Source organism: Stenotrophomonas sp. 96582_Sma (assembly GCF_056480905.1).
The window spans coordinates 1192407-1207808 of the sequence record NZ_CM151122.1 but is presented as its reverse complement, the minus strand read 5'-3'; the positions used below and the strand labels follow the sequence as shown (position 1 = coordinate 1207808).

17 protein-coding genes are annotated in these 15402 nt (G+C 67.2%); 13 read left to right on the top strand and 4 right to left on the bottom strand.

Going from position 1 to position 15402, the window contains the following annotated elements; all coding sequences use genetic code 11:
- Window positions 1-4: 4 nt before the first annotated feature.
- A complete protein-coding gene (gene rplU / locus ACZK2R_RS05540) occupies window positions 5-313 on the bottom strand; it encodes a 50S ribosomal protein L21 (protein ID WP_005408557.1) in 309 nt (102 codons plus the stop codon).
- A 316-nt stretch (window positions 314-629) separates the two neighbouring features.
- Between rplU and uvrA the strand changes: the two genes are divergently transcribed.
- The 3 genes from uvrA to ACZK2R_RS05525 all read left to right on the top strand — a co-directional run bounded on the left by uvrA (window position 630) and on the right by ACZK2R_RS05525 (window position 4863).
- Window positions 630-3632, top strand: coding sequence for an excinuclease ABC subunit UvrA (gene uvrA, locus ACZK2R_RS05535; protein WP_125895431.1), 3003 nt, complete (start codon window positions 630-632; stop codon window positions 3630-3632).
- A complete protein-coding gene (locus ACZK2R_RS05530) occupies window positions 3632-4039 on the top strand; it encodes an acyl-CoA thioesterase (RefSeq protein ID WP_125895430.1) in 408 nt (135 codons plus the stop codon). The genes uvrA and ACZK2R_RS05530 overlap by 1 nt, the downstream gene beginning before the upstream one ends.
- Before the next feature lie 98 nt (window positions 4040-4137).
- Window positions 4138-4863, top strand: coding sequence for an enolase (locus tag ACZK2R_RS05525; protein WP_125895429.1), 726 nt, complete (start codon window positions 4138-4140; stop codon window positions 4861-4863).
- A 241-nt stretch (window positions 4864-5104) separates the two neighbouring features.
- On the opposite strand, the gene ACZK2R_RS05520 is transcribed toward ACZK2R_RS05525, so the two are convergent.
- The gene (locus ACZK2R_RS05520; RefSeq protein WP_125895428.1) at window positions 5105-5551 is read right to left on the bottom strand and encodes a copper chaperone PCu(A)C; all 447 of its coding nucleotides are present in this window, start codon (window positions 5549-5551) and stop codon (window positions 5105-5107) included.
- A 34-nt stretch (window positions 5552-5585) separates the two neighbouring features.
- On the opposite strand from ACZK2R_RS05520, the gene ACZK2R_RS05515 reads away from it, so the two are divergent.
- The 4 genes from ACZK2R_RS05515 (at window position 5586) to ACZK2R_RS05500 (ending at window position 9350) form a co-directional block, all read left to right on the top strand.
- Window positions 5586-6362, top strand: a complete 777-nt coding sequence (locus ACZK2R_RS05515) for an enoyl-CoA hydratase/isomerase family protein (RefSeq protein WP_032127589.1) — start codon at window positions 5586-5588, stop codon at window positions 6360-6362.
- Between the two features lie 127 nt (window positions 6363-6489).
- Entirely contained in the window at window positions 6490-7410 is a 921-nt protein-coding gene (tesB, locus tag ACZK2R_RS05510; protein ID WP_429000082.1) for an acyl-CoA thioesterase II, read from the top strand.
- A 4-nt stretch (window positions 7411-7414) separates the two neighbouring features.
- Window positions 7415-7924 carry a pathogenicity-like protein gene (locus tag ACZK2R_RS05505; protein WP_032127591.1) on the top strand — a complete coding sequence of 170 codons (510 nt, stop codon included), beginning with the start codon at window positions 7415-7417 and terminating at the stop codon, window positions 7922-7924.
- A 208-nt stretch (window positions 7925-8132) separates the two neighbouring features.
- Window positions 8133-9350 (top strand): RNA polymerase sigma factor, encoded by a 1218-nt coding sequence (locus ACZK2R_RS05500; RefSeq protein ID WP_125893792.1) that lies wholly within the window; start codon window positions 8133-8135, stop codon window positions 9348-9350.
- Window positions 9351-9401: 51 nt separating this feature from the next.
- Here ACZK2R_RS05500 and ACZK2R_RS05495 read toward each other — a convergent pair whose 3' ends face one another.
- The gene (locus ACZK2R_RS05495) at window positions 9402-9965 is read right to left on the bottom strand and encodes an EF-hand domain-containing protein (protein ID WP_049398907.1); all 564 of its coding nucleotides are present in this window, start codon (window positions 9963-9965) and stop codon (window positions 9402-9404) included.
- Between the two features lie 156 nt (window positions 9966-10121).
- Between ACZK2R_RS05495 and ACZK2R_RS05490 the strand changes: the two genes are divergently transcribed.
- Window positions 10122-10877: an arginyltransferase gene (locus tag ACZK2R_RS05490; RefSeq protein WP_125893787.1), complete on the top strand. Its 756-nt coding sequence runs from the start codon at window positions 10122-10124 to the stop codon at window positions 10875-10877.
- A 38-nt stretch (window positions 10878-10915) separates the two neighbouring features.
- Complete coding sequence (locus tag ACZK2R_RS05485) at window positions 10916-12121, top strand: endonuclease/exonuclease/phosphatase family protein (RefSeq protein ID WP_180838702.1); 1206 nt, start codon at window positions 10916-10918, stop codon at window positions 12119-12121.
- A gap of 71 nt (window positions 12122-12192) precedes the next feature.
- On the opposite strand, the gene purT is transcribed toward ACZK2R_RS05485, so the two are convergent.
- The gene (purT, locus tag ACZK2R_RS05480; protein ID WP_180838701.1) at window positions 12193-13380 is read right to left on the bottom strand and encodes a formate-dependent phosphoribosylglycinamide formyltransferase; all 1188 of its coding nucleotides are present in this window, start codon (window positions 13378-13380) and stop codon (window positions 12193-12195) included.
- Window positions 13381-13517: 137 nt separating this feature from the next.
- Between purT and ACZK2R_RS05475 the strand changes: the two genes are divergently transcribed.
- From ACZK2R_RS05475 to ACZK2R_RS05460, 4 genes are read left to right on the top strand one after another with little or no spacing between them, the layout of a single operon-like run.
- Complete coding sequence (locus ACZK2R_RS05475; protein WP_180838700.1) at window positions 13518-14399, top strand: SPFH domain-containing protein; 882 nt, start codon at window positions 13518-13520, stop codon at window positions 14397-14399.
- Window positions 14400-14444: 45 nt separating this feature from the next.
- Complete coding sequence (locus ACZK2R_RS05470) at window positions 14445-14624, top strand: type II toxin-antitoxin system antitoxin (protein WP_065178114.1); 180 nt, start codon at window positions 14445-14447, stop codon at window positions 14622-14624.
- On the top strand, window positions 14621-14800 hold the full coding sequence (locus ACZK2R_RS05465; RefSeq protein ID WP_032127598.1) for a DUF4177 domain-containing protein: 180 nt from the start codon (window positions 14621-14623) through the stop codon (window positions 14798-14800). Before ACZK2R_RS05470 ends, ACZK2R_RS05465 begins: the two co-directional genes overlap by 4 nt.
- A gap of 3 nt (window positions 14801-14803) precedes the next feature.
- The gene (locus ACZK2R_RS05460; protein WP_180838699.1) at window positions 14804-15397 is read left to right on the top strand and encodes a PH domain-containing protein; all 594 of its coding nucleotides are present in this window, start codon (window positions 14804-14806) and stop codon (window positions 15395-15397) included.
- Window positions 15398-15402: the final 5 nt, after the last annotated feature.

Genomic DNA, 15402 nt, shown 5'->3' with positions numbered 1-15402 from the left:
ATGCTTAGCCGGCGATGCCGGTGATCTCGATTTCGGTGTAGTACTGACGGTGACCCTGACGCTTCATGTGGTGCTTGCGGCGACGGAACTTGATGATCCGGACCTTGTCAGCACGACCCTGGGACAGGACCTTGGCGGTGACGGCAGCGCCCTTCAGCGCATCGCCCAGCTTCACGCCGTCGCTGTCACCCAGCATCAGGATGTTGTCAAACTTGATCTCGCTGCCGACTTCGACTTCGAGCTTTTCAATGCGGAGCTTTTCGCCCTGCGCCACGCGGTATTGCTTACCGCCGGTGACCAGTACTGCGTACATGACCAGGCCTTCCTCTGTAGTTATTGTGGTCTGAGCTGCCGCCATCGAGGGCGGACAGGAGCGGGATTGTACGCAGATCAGCGGGCGCGGGTCAAGTCAACCCCTGAACGGCCCGGGGGCCCGGCCGGAACGGGGTCAGATCCCTTTTCACGTTGTGAAAAGGGATCTGACCCCTGCCTGTCGGCCTGTCTCATCAGGTGAGACATCGGGCTGGCATTGTCGCCCATTGCCCCCATCTGGTCACCTCGGTAGGCTGACCGATTGCCGTTCCCTGCTGGCCCGGCACCCAGCCAACGCCCCCACAACCGGATCCCCCATGGCGATGGATTTCATCCGCATCCGCGGCGCGCGGACGCACAATCTGAAGAACCTCGACCTCGACCTGCCCCGCGACAAGCTGATCGTGATCACCGGCCTGTCCGGTTCGGGCAAGTCCTCGCTGGCGTTCGACACCATCTATGCAGAAGGCCAGCGCCGCTACGTCGAGTCGCTGTCGGCCTATGCGCGCCAGTTCCTGAGCGTGATGGAAAAGCCGGACCTGGACCACATCGAAGGCCTGTCCCCGGCCATCTCGATCGAGCAGAAGTCGACCTCGCACAACCCGCGTTCGACGGTCGGCACCATCACCGAGATCTACGACTACCTGCGCCTGCTGTACGCCCGCGTCGGCACCCCGCGCTGCCCGGACCACGGCTACCCGCTGGAAGCGCAGACGGTCAGCCAGATGGTCGACCAGGTGCTGACGCTGGACCCGGAACAGCGCTACATGCTGCTGGCGCCGGTCATCCGCGACCGCAAGGGCGAACACGCACAGGTGTTCGACCAGCTGCGTGCGCAGGGCTTCGTGCGTGTGCGCGTGGACGGCGAGCTGTATGAAATCGATGCGGTGCCGCCGCTGGCGCTGCGCCAGAAGCACACCATCGAGGCGGTGATCGACCGCTTCCGCCCGCGCGAGGACATCAAGCAGCGCCTGGCCGAGAGCTTCGAGACCGCACTGAAGCTGGGCGATGGCATGGCCTCGGTGCAGAGCCTGGACACCGCCGACGCCACGCCGGCGCTGTTCTCCTCCAAGTACTCCTGCCCGGTGTGCGACTACTCGCTGCCGGAACTGGAGCCGCGCCTGTTCTCGTTCAACGCACCGATGGGCGCCTGCCCCGGCTGCGATGGCCTGGGTATCGCCGAGTTCTTCGATCCCTCGCGCGTGGTGGTGCATCCGGAGCTGTCGCTGGCCGCCGGTGCGGTGCGCGGCTGGGACCGCCGCAACGCCTACTATTTCCAGCTGATCGCCTCGCTGGCCAAGCACTACAAGTTCGACGTGGACGCCGCCTGGAACTCGCTGCCGGCCAAGGTGCAGCAGGCCGTGCTGTACGGCAGCGGCGACGAAACGATCACCTTCACCTACTTCACCGAAGCTGGCGGCCGCACCCAGCGCAAGCACCGCTTCGAGGGCATCATTCCCAACCTCGAACGCCGCTACAAGGAAACCGAGTCGCCTGCGGTGCGCGAGGAGCTGTCCAAGTACATCAGCGAACAGCCGTGCCCGGAATGCAATGGCGCGCGCCTGAACAAGGCAGCACGCAACGTGTTCGTGGCCGATCGCCCGCTGCCGGAGCTGGTGGTGCTGCCGATCGACGAGGCACTGAAGTTCTTCAGTGAACTGAGCCTGCCGGGCTGGCGTGGCGAGATCGCCGCGAAGATCGTCAAGGAGATCGGCGAACGCCTCGGCTTCCTGGTCGATGTCGGCCTGGATTACCTGACCCTGGAGCGCAAGGCAGACACCCTGTCCGGTGGCGAGGCACAGCGCATCCGCCTGGCCAGCCAGATCGGCGCCGGCCTGGTCGGTGTGATGTACGTGCTCGACGAGCCGTCGATCGGCCTGCACCAGCGCGACAACGAACGCCTGCTCGGCACCCTCACCCGCCTGCGTGACCTGGGCAATACGGTGATCGTGGTCGAACATGACGAGGATGCGATCCGGCTGGCCGACTACGTTCTGGACATCGGCCCGGGCGCGGGCGTGCACGGCGGCGAGATCGTCGGCCAGGGCACCCTGCAGGACATCCTGGAGGCACCGCGTTCGCTGACCGGCCAGTATCTGTCGGGCAAGCGCGCGATCGAGATTCCGGCGCGCCGGCACACGCCGAACCCGAAGATGACCCTGCACCTGCGCGGGGCGACCGGCAACAACCTGAAGGGCGTGGACCTGGCGATTCCGTCGGGCCTGCTGACCTGCGTGACCGGCGTGTCCGGCTCGGGCAAGTCGACCCTGATCAACGACACCCTGTTCTCGCTGGCCGCCAACGAGATCAACGGCGCCTCGCACCCGATCGCTCCGTACAAGGAAATCGATGGCCTGGACCTGTTCGACAAGGTGGTGGACATCGACCAGTCGCCGATCGGCCGCACCCCGCGCTCGAACCCGGCCACCTACACCGGCCTGTTCACGCCGCTGCGCGAACTGTTCGCACAGGTGCCCGAAGCGCGTGCACGCGGCTATTCGCCGGGCCGCTTCAGCTTCAACGTGCGCGGCGGCCGCTGCGAAGCCTGCCAGGGTGACGGTCTGATCAAGGTCGAGATGCACTTCCTGCCGGACGTGTACGTGCCCTGCGACGTCTGCCATGGCAAGCGCTACAACCGCGAGACGCTGGAGATCCTGTACAAGGGCTTCAACATCAACGACGTGCTGGAAATGACCGTCGAGGATGCGCTGAAGCTGTTCGAACCGGTGCCGTCGATTGCGCGCAAGCTGGAAACACTGGTCGACGTCGGCCTGAGCTACATCAAGCTGGGCCAGAGCGCGACCACGCTGTCCGGTGGTGAAGCGCAGCGCGTGAAGCTGTCCAAGGAACTGTCGCGCCGCGATACCGGCCGCACCCTGTACATCCTCGACGAGCCGACCACCGGCCTGCACTTCCACGACATCGAAGCGTTGCTGGGCGTGCTGCACAAGCTGCGCGACGAGGGCAACACGGTGGTGGTGATCGAACACAACCTGGACGTGATCAAGACCGCCGACTGGATCGTTGATCTGGGTCCGGAAGGCGGCCATCGCGGCGGCACCATCCTGGTCACCGGCACGCCGGAAGACGTGGCGGCCTGCCCGCAGTCGTACACCGGCCAGTTCCTTGCGCGCATGCTGCCGTCCACCCACGCGCGCCCGGAGCAGCCGGCCGCCGTGGCCAACAAGCCCGACGCCCGCCCGCCGCGCAAGGTGAAGCCTGAAAAGGCCGAGAAGCCGGCGAAGAAGGCCGTGGCTGCCAAGAGCACCGGCAAGACCAGCAAGACCGCCACTGCCAGCAAGAAGAAAAAGGACGCCTGATGAGCAGCGAACACAAGATCCTGGCCCGCATCCCGATCAGCGTGCGCTGGCGTGACATGGACAGCATGGGCCATGTGAACAACGCCAAGTACATCTCCTACCTGGAAGAAGCGCGCGTGCGCTGGATGCTGGGCGTGGAGGGTGTGTCGATGACCGACCGCATCGCACCCGTGGTGGCCGCGACCAACGTCAACTACCGGCTGCCGATCGTGTGGCCCAACGACATCCTGGTCGAGCTGTTCGTCGAGCGCCTGGGCAACAGCAGCGTGACCATCGGCCACCGCATCGTCGACCAGCAGGACGAATCGAAGCTCTATTCGGACGGCAACGTGGTGGTGGTCTGGATGGACACCCAGACCGGCAAGAGCGCACCGCTGCCGGAGGCGATCCGCAGCGCGTCGACCTGACGCGCCTGTGGTAGTGCCGGCCGCTGGCCGGCAACCTCCAGATGTATCGCGGATGCCGGCCAGCGGCCGGCACTACCGATCCAATTCAAAGGACTGACATGATCCACCAGACTGAACTGCGCGACCTGCTGCCCGGCATGGTCGCCTTCCCCACCGATGTCTTCCCCTCCGACCAGGCCTGGCTCGGCCAGCACCTGCTGCCGCTGCTGAAGATCGACCTCGGCGTGCTGCGCCCGGAACTGGCCGGCCAGGTGGCAACGATGCTGTGCCCGATCGAGCCGTATGACGGCTGCATCGGCGAGACCACAGAAGAACACCACAACGATTTCACCGGCACCAACTGGATCGCCTTCGAACTGACCGCCGGCAACGAGATGCGCTTCCTCGGCAACGCGGGCTATTTCATCGGTGATGCGGTGCAGGACAAGGATGCGCAGGAACACATCGCGCAGATGCGCGAGAGCTACGCCAAGGCCCGCGATTACCATGCCACGCATGGCCGTCTCGCCTGCTACTCGCGCTATGGCAAGGGTGAGGCCAGCGAGCGCGATTATCTGGATACGCTGGGTGGCCCGATCAGTTTCGGCAACTGGACCGAAACCGCAGAGATTCCCGCGGCATTCGAGCTGGGTTTCACCGAAGCTGCCGATGACCCCAACGCTGCGGACGATGCCGAAACAGTGATCATCACCCGCAATGGCAACAAATTCTTCGCCGTGGCCGACGTGGCCGGCTACAACTGGTGCGCCACCGGTGCCGATGCGATCGTGATGCTGTACGAGCCGGAAAGCCGCACGGTGCTGTTCTCGTTCGACTGGTCGTAAGCCCCCTGGTAGTGCCGGCCGCTGGCCGGCATTTCGCGTCCTGCCGGCCAGCGGCCGGCACTACCGGATATTCCGTTCGCGCCCAGCGTCCTCAAAGCTACGGCAGCCATCCCAATCGTCGCTTCATCCGTAGAGTCGAGCTTGCTCGACTGCTGCAGGCCGGGGCCGTCGAGCAAGCTCGACGCTACGACGGCCATCCCAACCCCTTGCGTCAGCAGCAGCGTGCCGTTTCCCCGCGCGCTTACGGCGCGGCCTTGCGCACCACCAACGTCGCGCTCGCTTCGCCACCGCCTTCCAGCTGCAGCCGCAGCGGCAGCGCCTGGCCTTCCTTCAACGCGCCCTTGCCCTGCATCAGCATCAGGTGCAGACCACCGGGCTTGAGCTCGGCGCGCGCGCCCGGTGCCAGCGGCAGACGCTCGATCGCGCGCATGCGGCTGACCCCATCGACGATCGTGGTCTCGTGCAGCGACACATCATTGAAGCTGCTGCTGGTCGCGCCAGTGATCGCCACCGCCTTGCTGCAGCCGTTGTGGATCACGCCGTAGCCGGCGGTCATCGGCATCGCCGGATTCGGTGGCAACCGCGCCCAGCCCTGCTCCACCGTGACGCAGTCCGGTTCCGCCGCCGACGCCGATGCTGCGGCCGCACACAGAACCAACAGTACGCCAACGAATGGTTTGGTTATCATCGCCCAGGTTCCTTCTTCGCAACGAGACCGCAGCATGACGACGCTCATCGAGGTGATCAACCATGGCCCCATCCGCGAACTGCGCCTGGCGCGGCCGCCGGTCAACGCACTGGACACCGAACTGTGCCGGCAGTTGATCCATGCCATCGAGCTGGCCATGGCCGAAGACGCGCACGGCATCGTGCTGTCGGGCAGCGAGCGCATCTTCACCGGCGGTATGGACGTGCCGCACCTGCTCTCGCATGGTGATGACAAGCACAAGTTGCTGGACACCTGGAACGCCTTCTTTGGCGCCGTGCGCACGCTGGCCGAGAGCCGGATCCCGGTGGTCGCGGCGATCACCGGCCACGCACCGGCGGGCGGCTGCGTGCTGGCCCTGTGCTGCGACTACCGGGTGATGGCGCGCAGCGCCGATCCGTCGCGGCCGTATGCCATCGGCCTGAACGAAGTGCAGGTGGGCCTGATCGCGCCGGAGGGCATCCAGCGCCTGCTGCGCCGCGCGGTGGGCGTACACCGCGCCGGCGTCCTGCTGACCACCGGCTCGCTGGTGCCGGCCGAACAGGCGCTGCAGATCGGCCTGGTCGATGAACTGGCCGAAGGCGACCTGGTGGTGGCGCGCGCCATCGCCTGGCTGCAGAACCTGCTCAAGCAGCCGCGCCAGCCGATGCTGCTGACCCGCGCCATTGCCCGTGCCGACCTGCACGAAGCCCTGCACCCGGACCTGATTCAGCTCGACCGCTTCGTCGAGGCCTGGTTCGCCCCGGACGCGCAGAATGCCCTGCAGGCGCTGGTCGCCCGGCTGGGCAAGTAACCGGTAGTGCCGGCCGCTGGCCGGCAACCGCAGGTGCCCCAGGAGGATCATGAGGTTGCCGGCCAGCGGCCGGCACTACCAATGATGGACTGGCCTGCAACGGTATAATCGGGGCCTCTTCATTGCTGTGGCCGCCCCCTTGAACGACACGCCCGAACCCGTCGTCTCCGAGCTGATCGACCTGCTCACCCTGGAGCGGCTGGAGGACAACCTGTTCCGCGGGCAGAGCCGCGACATCGGCACCAAGTACGTGTTCGGCGGCCAGGTGCTGGGCCAGGCGCTGGCTGCGGCGCAGGCCACGGTCGACAATGGGCGCCACGTGCACTCGCTGCACGCCTACTTCCTGCGCGCCGGCAACATCGACCACCCCATCGTCTACGACGTGGACCGTACCCGCGACGGCGGCAGTTTCTCGGTGCGCCGCGTCACTGCGATCCAGCACGGCAAGGTGATCTTCTTCTGCGCGGCCTCGTTCCAGCAGGCCGAGACCGGCGCCGAGCACCAGCACAAGATGCCCGAAGTGCCGCAGCCGGAAGACATCGAACCGAACCGCCCGCTGCCGGCCGAAGTGCTGGAGCGGCTGCCAATCAAGGTGCAGCGCTGGCTGTCGCGCGGCGGCCCGTTCGAGTTCCGCCACGTCTACCCGCGCGATGAACTCAACCCGCCCAAGCGCCCGCCCTACCACCAGGTGTGGCTGCGCCTGAGCGAGCCGGTCGGCGATGCGCCCGAGCTGCACCAGGCGCTGCTGGCCTATGCCTCCGACTTCCACCTGTTGGGCACCGCCACGTTCCCGCATGGCATCAGCTACTACCACCCGCACGTGCAGATGGCCTCGCTCGACCACGCGATCTGGTTCCACCGCCCGTTCCGCGCCGACGACTGGCTGCTGTACTCGCTGGACAGCCCCAGCGCGCAGGATTCGCGCGGCCTGGCCCGCGGCCAGTTCTTCACCCGCAATGGCGTGCTGGTGGCCAGCACCGCGCAGGAAGGCCTGATCCGCGTGGTTCCCGACCAGGCCACGGCCGCCGCCGTGCCGGCCAAGGACTGATCCGATGCGCCAGATCTTCAGCAGCCAGCGTGTGGAAACCGTTGAAGGCGTCGCCGAGCTCCTGCGCGGGCATGGCATCGACGTCAAGGTGACCAATGGGCGCTCGTACAAGACCCGTCGCCGCGGCCAGTTCAGCTATACCGACCTGGGCAACGCCAACGCCTACCCAGCGGTGTGGATCGTGCGCGCCGACGACCAGCCGCGCGCGCGTGAAATCCTGCGCGAGGCGCGACTGCTCGACACCACCCGCCGCGACCATCCGACCGCCGAATTCGCCTTCCGCGACACCGCAGAGACGACCGGCGGCGGCCGTGGCTGGGCCTGGCGCATCCGCATCGCCCTGCTGGTGGTGATCGCCGGCGTGGCGCTGGTGATCGGCCTGCGCCATCGTGGCGCCCCGGCGCCGGTCGCACCGGCCCCTGCCCCGCAGACCCAGCCGCAGCAGGCGCAACCGGCTCCGCAGGCCGCACCGGAAGAGGAAGAAATCCGGGTTCGCATCCAGCCCTCGAAGTGACGCACGGGTAGTGCCGGCCGCTGGCCGGCAGCCGAAAAAGGGGACGGAGGGGATTAAGTCGTTTGTGGCACAAACGACTTAATCCCCTCCGTCCCCTTTTTTTGTCATGAGGTTGCCGGCCAGCGGCCGGCACTACCGTGCAGAAGGCCGGTCACATTCGGCGCGCGGCTCCGTCTTGGGACACAATCCCAGCAGGAGAGCCGCCGCCATGACGACGTTCGCCGCATCGATCGACCAGACACTGGAACGCGAACTGCCTGCCGCCGCCAGCGGTTGCCAGCACGCCTATGGCCGCATCGTGCTGGCCTGCCAGAACACGGTTACCGCCATCGCGCTGGCCATCACCCGCGATCGTCAGGCCAGCGAGGACATCGCCCAGGAGGCCTTCGTGAAGGGCTGGCAGCAGCTGCACCAGCTGCGCAGTTCGACCAGCTTCCTGCCGTGGCTGCGGCAGATCACCCGCAACCTGGCCCGCGACTGGCTGCGCGCGCAGCGCGGCCGGCCACTGACCGGCGAGGCCGCCGAGGTGGCAATGGGCATGGCGGCCGACCCGGCCCCGGGCGCGGCCGACCGGCTGCAACGGGTGGAAGAAGAGATCGCCGCCGAGGACATCATTTCCGCGTTGCCGGCCGACAGCCGCGAAGTACTGTTGCTGTACTACCGCGAAGGCCAGCGCTCGCAGCAGGTGGCCGACCTGCTTGGGCTCAGTGACGCCGCCGTGCGCAAGCGCCTGTCGCGTGCCCGCGCGCTGGTGCGCGACGGCCTGCTGCAGCGCTTCGGCGAGTTCGCGCGCAGCAGCGCGCCGAGCGCGGCATTCGCCACAGCCGTGGTGTCGATGGTGCTGGTGGCTGCGCCCGGCACGGCCAGTGCTGCGGTGCTGCTCGGCACCGGTGTCGGCATCGGCGGCAGCAAGCTTGGCCTCGGCGGCGCCAGCGCTGCGGGCGGAACCGCGATGGGCTCGTTGACCGCCACGCTGGGCCAACTGCACGTGCTGCCGGCCGAAAGCTGGGGGGCGGTCATTGGCGGCGTGGTCGGTGGTGCGATCGGCAGCTATCTGGGCGGACGCTTCCTGATGTCGTACACGGAAACGGCGTCCGAGCGCGCCGACGTGCGCCGCTTCCTCTACCTCAACATCATCACCGGCATGTTCTGGTGCCTGGCGATCCTGCTTGCGGTTCTGCTGCAGACACCGGTCTGGGCACAGCTGACGGTACTGGCCGTGGGCCTGGGGGTGGTCAACTACCAGTGCCTGGTGCCGCTGCAACGGGTGATGGCACCGATGATCGCGCGCGATTCGGCACGGCGCGGGCGCACCGGGACCAACTGGAAGTACGAATCGATGTACGGCCGCACCGGCATCATCGCCATGAACCTGATGGTCATCGCGCTGGTGGTGTACTCACTGATGCGCAGCGGCCGCCTGTAACGGACAACGCCGGCAGTGCGCCGGCGTTGTCGTCATTCACTGCGTTGAACCTCAGCGCTGCGGCTTCGGCGCCGCGCCATCGCGCGGACCGCCGTGGCGCGGGCCACCGTGCATCGGGCCCTTGGCCGCGTCGAACTCGGCCTTGCTCAGCTGGCCATCCTTGTTGGTGTCGGCGGCGGCGAACCAGGCATCACGACGCTGCTTCATGCGCAGCTCGCGGTCGGCCTTGTCCAGGTAACCGTCCTTGTTGAGGTCGAGCTCGTCGAAGCGCGCGGCCAGGCGCGGATCGGCCTTGGCTTCCTCGCGGCTGATGCGGCCGTCCTTGTTGACGTCCAGCTTGGCCCAGCGCTCACCGCCGTGGCCACCACGGCGACCGTGCTGCCAGCGCGGCAGCTCATCGCGCGAGAGCTTGCCGTCCTTGTTCTTGTCCAGCTCGTCGAACTTCGCGGCCAGGCGCGGGTTGGCAGCGGCTTCGCTGCGGTCGATGACGCCGTCGCCGTTGGTGTCCAGCTTGGCCGGGCGCTGCGCCGGCGCAGTCGGGGCATCGGCGGCCAGCGCGATACCGGTAGCGGATGTGCCGAGCAGCAGGGCCAGCAGCAGGGGGGTACGGATCATGAGGTCACTCCTGGGGATGGGAACAGCGTCGGGGTGATCACGTCACCCTCGGGGAACAACAACGCCCGGGCGCGACATCGGTTGACGCCACTGCCGGTTCCATTCATCCGGCGGACAGTCGCCACCACTGCGACAGGCTGGGGCTATGCTGTGCCCATGGCGATTCACGGCGACAGAGACGACGAACTGCGACTTTTCCAGACCGGCGAGCACCCCTGCGGGTACTGGTCGGACCGGGTGGCACGCGACCTGGTGCTGGATCCGCACGACCGTCGTCTCGGCGGCCTGTACCCGCTGGCATTGAGCTGGGGCTTCCGGCGCAGCGGCGACCTGGTCTACCGCCCGCACTGCGCACATTGCCAGGCCTGCGTGGCGGTGCGTATTCCGGTGGCCCGCTTCGCCCCGGACCGCAGCCAGCGCCGCTGTGCCGCCCGCAATGAAGACCTGGAAGTACGCATCACCGCGGCCACCGCCCGCGATGACCTGTTCGCGCTGTATCACCGCTATCTGGTGCATCGCCACGCCAACGGTGGCATGGACGACCATGGCCCGCACGAATTCGAGCAGTTCCTGATCGGCAGCTGGTCGCACACCCGCTTCATGGAGATGCGCCTGCCCGGCCACGACGGCCAGCCCAGCCAGCTGCTGGGTGTGGCGGTGACCGACGTCACCGAGCACGGCCTGTCGGCGGTCTACACCTTCTTCGACCCGGACCATGCCGCGCGCGGGCTGGGCACCTTCGCGATCCTGCAGCAGATCGAATGGGCCCGCCGCGAGGGCCTGCCGCACGTCTACCTGGGCTACTGGATCCGCGGGCATCAGAAGATGGACTACAAACGGCGCTATCGACCGCTGGAAGCCTATGACGGCCGCCGCTGGCACGATTTCGACGACGAACTGGACGGACGCTGACAAACCACTGACACCGGGCCGGGTGCACAATACGGCGCATGAACCTCCGACCCCAGATCCTCGCCCTGGCCCTGCTCTGCGGCGCCACCGCCCCCGCCTTCGCCACGTCACCTGCGATGACCGAAAAGCCGTCCGCTGCGCTGCGCCTGGCCACCTACAACACCTCGCTGTACTCCGATGAGACCGGTGGCCTGATCAAGGAACTGGAAGGCGACAGCGAGCACGCGCGCAAGATCGCCGCGGTGCTGCAGCAGGCGCGCCCGGACTTGGTGCTGCTGAACGAATTCGATTTCGACGACGCCCACCGCGCCGCCGACCTGTTCCAGAAGCGCTACCTGGAAGTGGCCCAGCCCGGCGGCGGCAAGCCGCTGCACTTCGCCTACCGCTACCTGGCCCCGGTCAACACCGGCGTGCCCAGCGGCCTGGACCTGGACAACAACGGCGTGGTCGGCGGCGAAGGCCGCAGCCGCGGCAACGATGCCTGGGGCTACGGCCTGCACCCGGGCCAGTACGGCATGCTGGTGCTGTCGCGCTACCCGATCGATGAAGCCAAGGTGCGCAGCTTTCAGCTGCTGAAGTGGAGCGCGATGCCGGGCGCGATCCGTCCGGTCGACCCGCGCACCGGCAAGAGCTTCTACAACGACCACGTGTGGTCGCAGCTGCGCCTGTCGTCGAAGTCGCATTGGGACGTGCCGGTGAAGACCCCGGTCGGCGTGGTCCACGCGCTGGTCTCGCACCCGACCCCGCCAGTGTTCGATGGCCCGGAAAAGCGCAACGCCGCGCGCAACCACGACGAACTGCGCCTGTGGCAGGAATACCTGTCCAAGGGAGACAAGCCGTGGCTGTGCGACGACAAGGGCCAGTGCGGCGGCCTGGCGCAGGACGCGCGCTTCGTGATCCTCGGCGACCTCAACAACGACCCGGTCGACGGCGATGGCCGCCATGAGGCGATCGTCGAACTGATCGAGAACGCCCGCGTGTTGCGCTACCCCACCCCGCGCAGCGTTGGTGGCGAGCAGACCAGCCTGGCCTATGCGGCCAAGGGCATCGAGCGCGAGGGCGCACCGTTCCATGCCACCGGCGATTTCGGCCCGAAGTCCGGCACCATGCGCCTGGACTACGTGCTGCCCTCGACCGGTTTCGAGTACATCGGCAGCGGCGTGTTCTGGCCGGCCAATGAAAGCCCGGAAGCGAAGATCGCCGATGGCAGCGACCACCACCTGGTGTGGGTGGATGTGAAATAACAAAAAGGGGACGGAGGGGATTAAGTCGTTTGTGCCACAAACGACTTAATCCCCTCCGTCCCCTTTTTGCTTTACGGGCGCAGTTCGACGCCGATTGCGTCGGCGGCATCACGCGCGATGGCGCGCGCTTCGTCGATGGTTTCCGCGCGCGCCAGGGTCACGCCCACGCGGCGATGGCCGTGCACGCTCGGCTTGCCGAACAGGCGCACGGCGGTGTCCGGCACCTGCAGGGCGGCGGCGACGTTGTTGAAGTACGGCACGCCCTCGCCATGCGCCAGCAGCGCGCACGAGGCCGACGGGCCGCTCTGGCGGATCACCGGGATCGGCAGGCCAAGGATGGCGCGCGCGTGCAGCGCGAACTCGCTCAGTTCCTGCGAAACAAGCGTCACCAGGCCGGTGTCGTGCGGGCGCGGCGACACTTCGCTGAACCACACCTCGTCGCCCTTCACGAACAGCTCGACACCGAACAGGCCCCAGCCGCCAAGGTCGTCGGTGATCGCGCGCGAAATCTCTTCGGCACGCGCCAGCGCGGCGCTCGACATCGGCTGCGGCTGCCAGCTTTCGCGGTAATCACCATCCTTCTGCAGATGGCCGATCGGCGCGCAGAACGAGGTGCCACCGGCATGGCGGACGGTCAGCAGGGTGATCTCGTAATCGAAGTCGATGAAACCTTCGACGATGCAGCGGCCGGCGCCAGCGCGGCCACCGGTCTGTGCGTACTCCCACGCCGGGGCGATGTCCGCCTCGCTGCGCAGCGTGCTCTGGCCCTTGCCCGAGGACGACATCACCGGCTTGACCACGCACGGCAGGCCGATGGCGGCCACAGCGGCGCGGTACTCGGCTTCGGTATCGACGAAGCGGTAGGGCGAGGTCGGCAGGCCCAGGGTTTCGGCGGCCAGGCGGCGGATGCCTTCACGGTCCATGGTCAGGCGGGCGGCGCGCGCGGTCGGGATCACCCGCAGGCCCTGCTCCTGCTCCAGCTGGACCAGGGTCTCGGTATGGATGGCCTCGATCTCCGGCACCACAAGGTGCGGCTGCTCCTGGGCGATCAGCGCGCGCAGGGCCATCGCATCCAGCATGTCGATCACATGCGAGCGGTGCGCGACCTGCATGGCCGGGGCATCGGCATAGCGGTCGGCGGCGATCGCTTCCACGCCCAGCCGCTGCAGCTCGATGGCCACCTCCTTGCCGAGTTCGCCCGAGCCGAGCAGCAGCACGCGGGTGGCGGAGGGGGACAACGGAGTTCCAAGCTTGGCCATGGCGGTTCCAGCAGCGATGTGAAGGCGGGTGGGCATTCTAGCTGGCCGACCGTCCCGGCCACGGCATCCGACGAACGGTAGTCTATAAGTGATATCACTTTGATATCTTCATTCCGAACCCTCAAGGACGTACCGCCATGAAAGAGAAGTCGCTGTCTTCGCTCAACGGTCTCGGCACGCTGGCCGGCGCCCTGCTTGTCGCCCTCGCCGGCGGCGCCCTGTTCGTACTGGGGGTAGCAGCCAAGGCCAGCACCGGTTCCCCCAACCTGCTGCTGATGCTGGCCGGCATCCTGGTGGCGGCGCTGGCGATCTTAGCCCTGGCCGGCCTGTACACCGTCCAGCCCAACCAGGCGGCGGTGCTGAGCCTGTTCGGCAAATACGTGGGCACCGTGAAGGACAACGGCCTGCGCTGGAACAACCCCTTCTACGCCAAGCGCCGGGTCAGCCAGCGCGTGCGCAACTTCGAGAGCGGCAAGCTGAAGGTCAACGAGCTGGACGGCAGCCCGATCGAGATCGCCGCGGTCATCGTCTGGCAGGTGGTCGATGCCTCCGAGGCGGTCTACAACGTGGACGACTACGAGAGCTTCGTGCACATCCAGTCCGAATCGGCGCTGCGCGCGATGGCCACCAGCTACCCCTACGACCAGCATGAGGATGGCCAGCTGGCCCTGCGCAGTCATGCCAGCGAGATTTCCCAGCACCTGAAGAACGAACTGGCCGAGCGCCTGGCCGACGCCGGCGTGCAGGTGATCGATGCGCGCATCAGCCACCTCGCCTACGCCGCTGAAATCGCCCAGGCGATGCTGCAGCGGCAGCAGGCCAACGCGGTGATCGCCGCACGCACGCGCATCGTTGCCGGTGCGGTCGGCATGGTCGAGATGGCCCTGGCCGAACTGCAGAAGAACGGCGTGGTGCAGCTGGACGAGGAACGCAAGGCGCACATGGTCAGCAACCTGCTGACCGTGCTGTGCTCGGACCGCGGCACCCAGCCGATCGTCAATGCAGGCTCGCTGTACTGAGCCACCCTCGCAACGGGGCGCCCCACCGCCCCGCCAGGAGCCCCCATGAGTGAGAAGAAAGCCTATCCGCTGCGCATCAATGCCGAGGTCCTGGCCGCGGCGCAGCGCTGGGCTGATGACGAACTGCGCAGCCTCAACGCTCAGATCGAATACGTGCTGCGCGACGCGCTGCGCAAGGCAGGACGCCTGCCCAAACCCACGCCATCGTCGGAGGACAAGGAATGAGCAAGCGCTGGAGCTACCAGACCATCGAGGTCAAGACCTCCATGATGGGCGTACTCAAGGCCGAGGATGTCCAGGCCGAGCTGAGCCGGCAGGGCCAGCTGGGCTGGGAGCTGGTCAACATCATCATCCCGGCGCCGATGCGCCCGGCGATGCTGGTGTTCAAGAAGGAGGCCTGAACCATGGGCGGCAGTGACCCGAAATCCTTTGACGTGGCCGAGAGTTCGCCGCTGCGCGTGCTGTGGATCGTGCTGCCGCTGCTGGCTGCCTTCGTGGCCTGCCTGTATGCGCAGCTGTACAAGGCACCGGCGAACGCACCCTGGATCGAAGTTACGCTGTCGCCGCCCTGGTTCCGGATGGGCGGCAGTGCGGCATGGAGCCTGATCGTCATCGCTGTACTCGCTGTCGGGCTGGGGGCCGCATTCTTCCGCCGCCGGGTGGAGCTGGCCGGCAACGTGCTGGACGTGCGCTCGACGATGTACCGGCGGCGCGTGCCGGTGGCGCAGCTGCGGCTGGACCAGGCCGAGGTGGTCGACCTGCAGCGTGACCGCCGCTATGGCATCCGTGTCAAAACCAATGGCTATTCAATGCCGGGCTTCTACTCGGGCCACTTCCGCCTGCAGGGTGGCGGCAAGGGCTTCGCGCTGGTCACCGACCGTGCGCGTGTCCTCGCCCTGCCGGTCAGTGATGGCAGCACGCTGCTGCTCAGCGTGGACCGGCCGCAGGCGCTGCTCGATGCGCTGCGCAAGGTGGCCGCGTCGGCACCACGGCAGTAAGCTGA

Coding starts and splice junctions, on each gene's coding strand:
- rplU (WP_005408557.1), bottom strand. CDS start 313: ATGTACGCAGTACTGGTCACCGGCGGTAAGCAATACCGCGTGGCGCAG.
- uvrA (WP_125895431.1), top strand. CDS start 630: ATGGCGATGGATTTCATCCGCATCCGCGGCGCGCGGACGCACAATCTG.
- ACZK2R_RS05530 (WP_125895430.1), top strand. CDS start 3,632: ATGAGCAGCGAACACAAGATCCTGGCCCGCATCCCGATCAGCGTGCGC.
- ACZK2R_RS05525 (WP_125895429.1), top strand. CDS start 4,138: ATGATCCACCAGACTGAACTGCGCGACCTGCTGCCCGGCATGGTCGCC.
- ACZK2R_RS05520 (WP_125895428.1), bottom strand. CDS start 5,551: ATGATAACCAAACCATTCGTTGGCGTACTGTTGGTTCTGTGTGCGGCC.
- ACZK2R_RS05515 (WP_032127589.1), top strand. CDS start 5,586: ATGACGACGCTCATCGAGGTGATCAACCATGGCCCCATCCGCGAACTG.
- ACZK2R_RS05505 (WP_032127591.1), top strand. CDS start 7,415: ATGCGCCAGATCTTCAGCAGCCAGCGTGTGGAAACCGTTGAAGGCGTC.
- ACZK2R_RS05500 (WP_125893792.1), top strand. CDS start 8,133: ATGACGACGTTCGCCGCATCGATCGACCAGACACTGGAACGCGAACTG.
- ACZK2R_RS05495 (WP_049398907.1), bottom strand. CDS start 9,965: ATGATCCGTACCCCCCTGCTGCTGGCCCTGCTGCTCGGCACATCCGCT.
- ACZK2R_RS05490 (WP_125893787.1), top strand. CDS start 10,122: ATGGCGATTCACGGCGACAGAGACGACGAACTGCGACTTTTCCAGACC.
- ACZK2R_RS05485 (WP_180838702.1), top strand. CDS start 10,916: ATGAACCTCCGACCCCAGATCCTCGCCCTGGCCCTGCTCTGCGGCGCC.
- purT (WP_180838701.1), bottom strand. CDS start 13,380: ATGGCCAAGCTTGGAACTCCGTTGTCCCCCTCCGCCACCCGCGTGCTG.
- ACZK2R_RS05475 (WP_180838700.1), top strand. CDS start 13,518: ATGAAAGAGAAGTCGCTGTCTTCGCTCAACGGTCTCGGCACGCTGGCC.
- ACZK2R_RS05470 (WP_065178114.1), top strand. CDS start 14,445: ATGAGTGAGAAGAAAGCCTATCCGCTGCGCATCAATGCCGAGGTCCTG.
- ACZK2R_RS05465 (WP_032127598.1), top strand. CDS start 14,621: ATGAGCAAGCGCTGGAGCTACCAGACCATCGAGGTCAAGACCTCCATG.
- ACZK2R_RS05460 (WP_180838699.1), top strand. CDS start 14,804: ATGGGCGGCAGTGACCCGAAATCCTTTGACGTGGCCGAGAGTTCGCCG.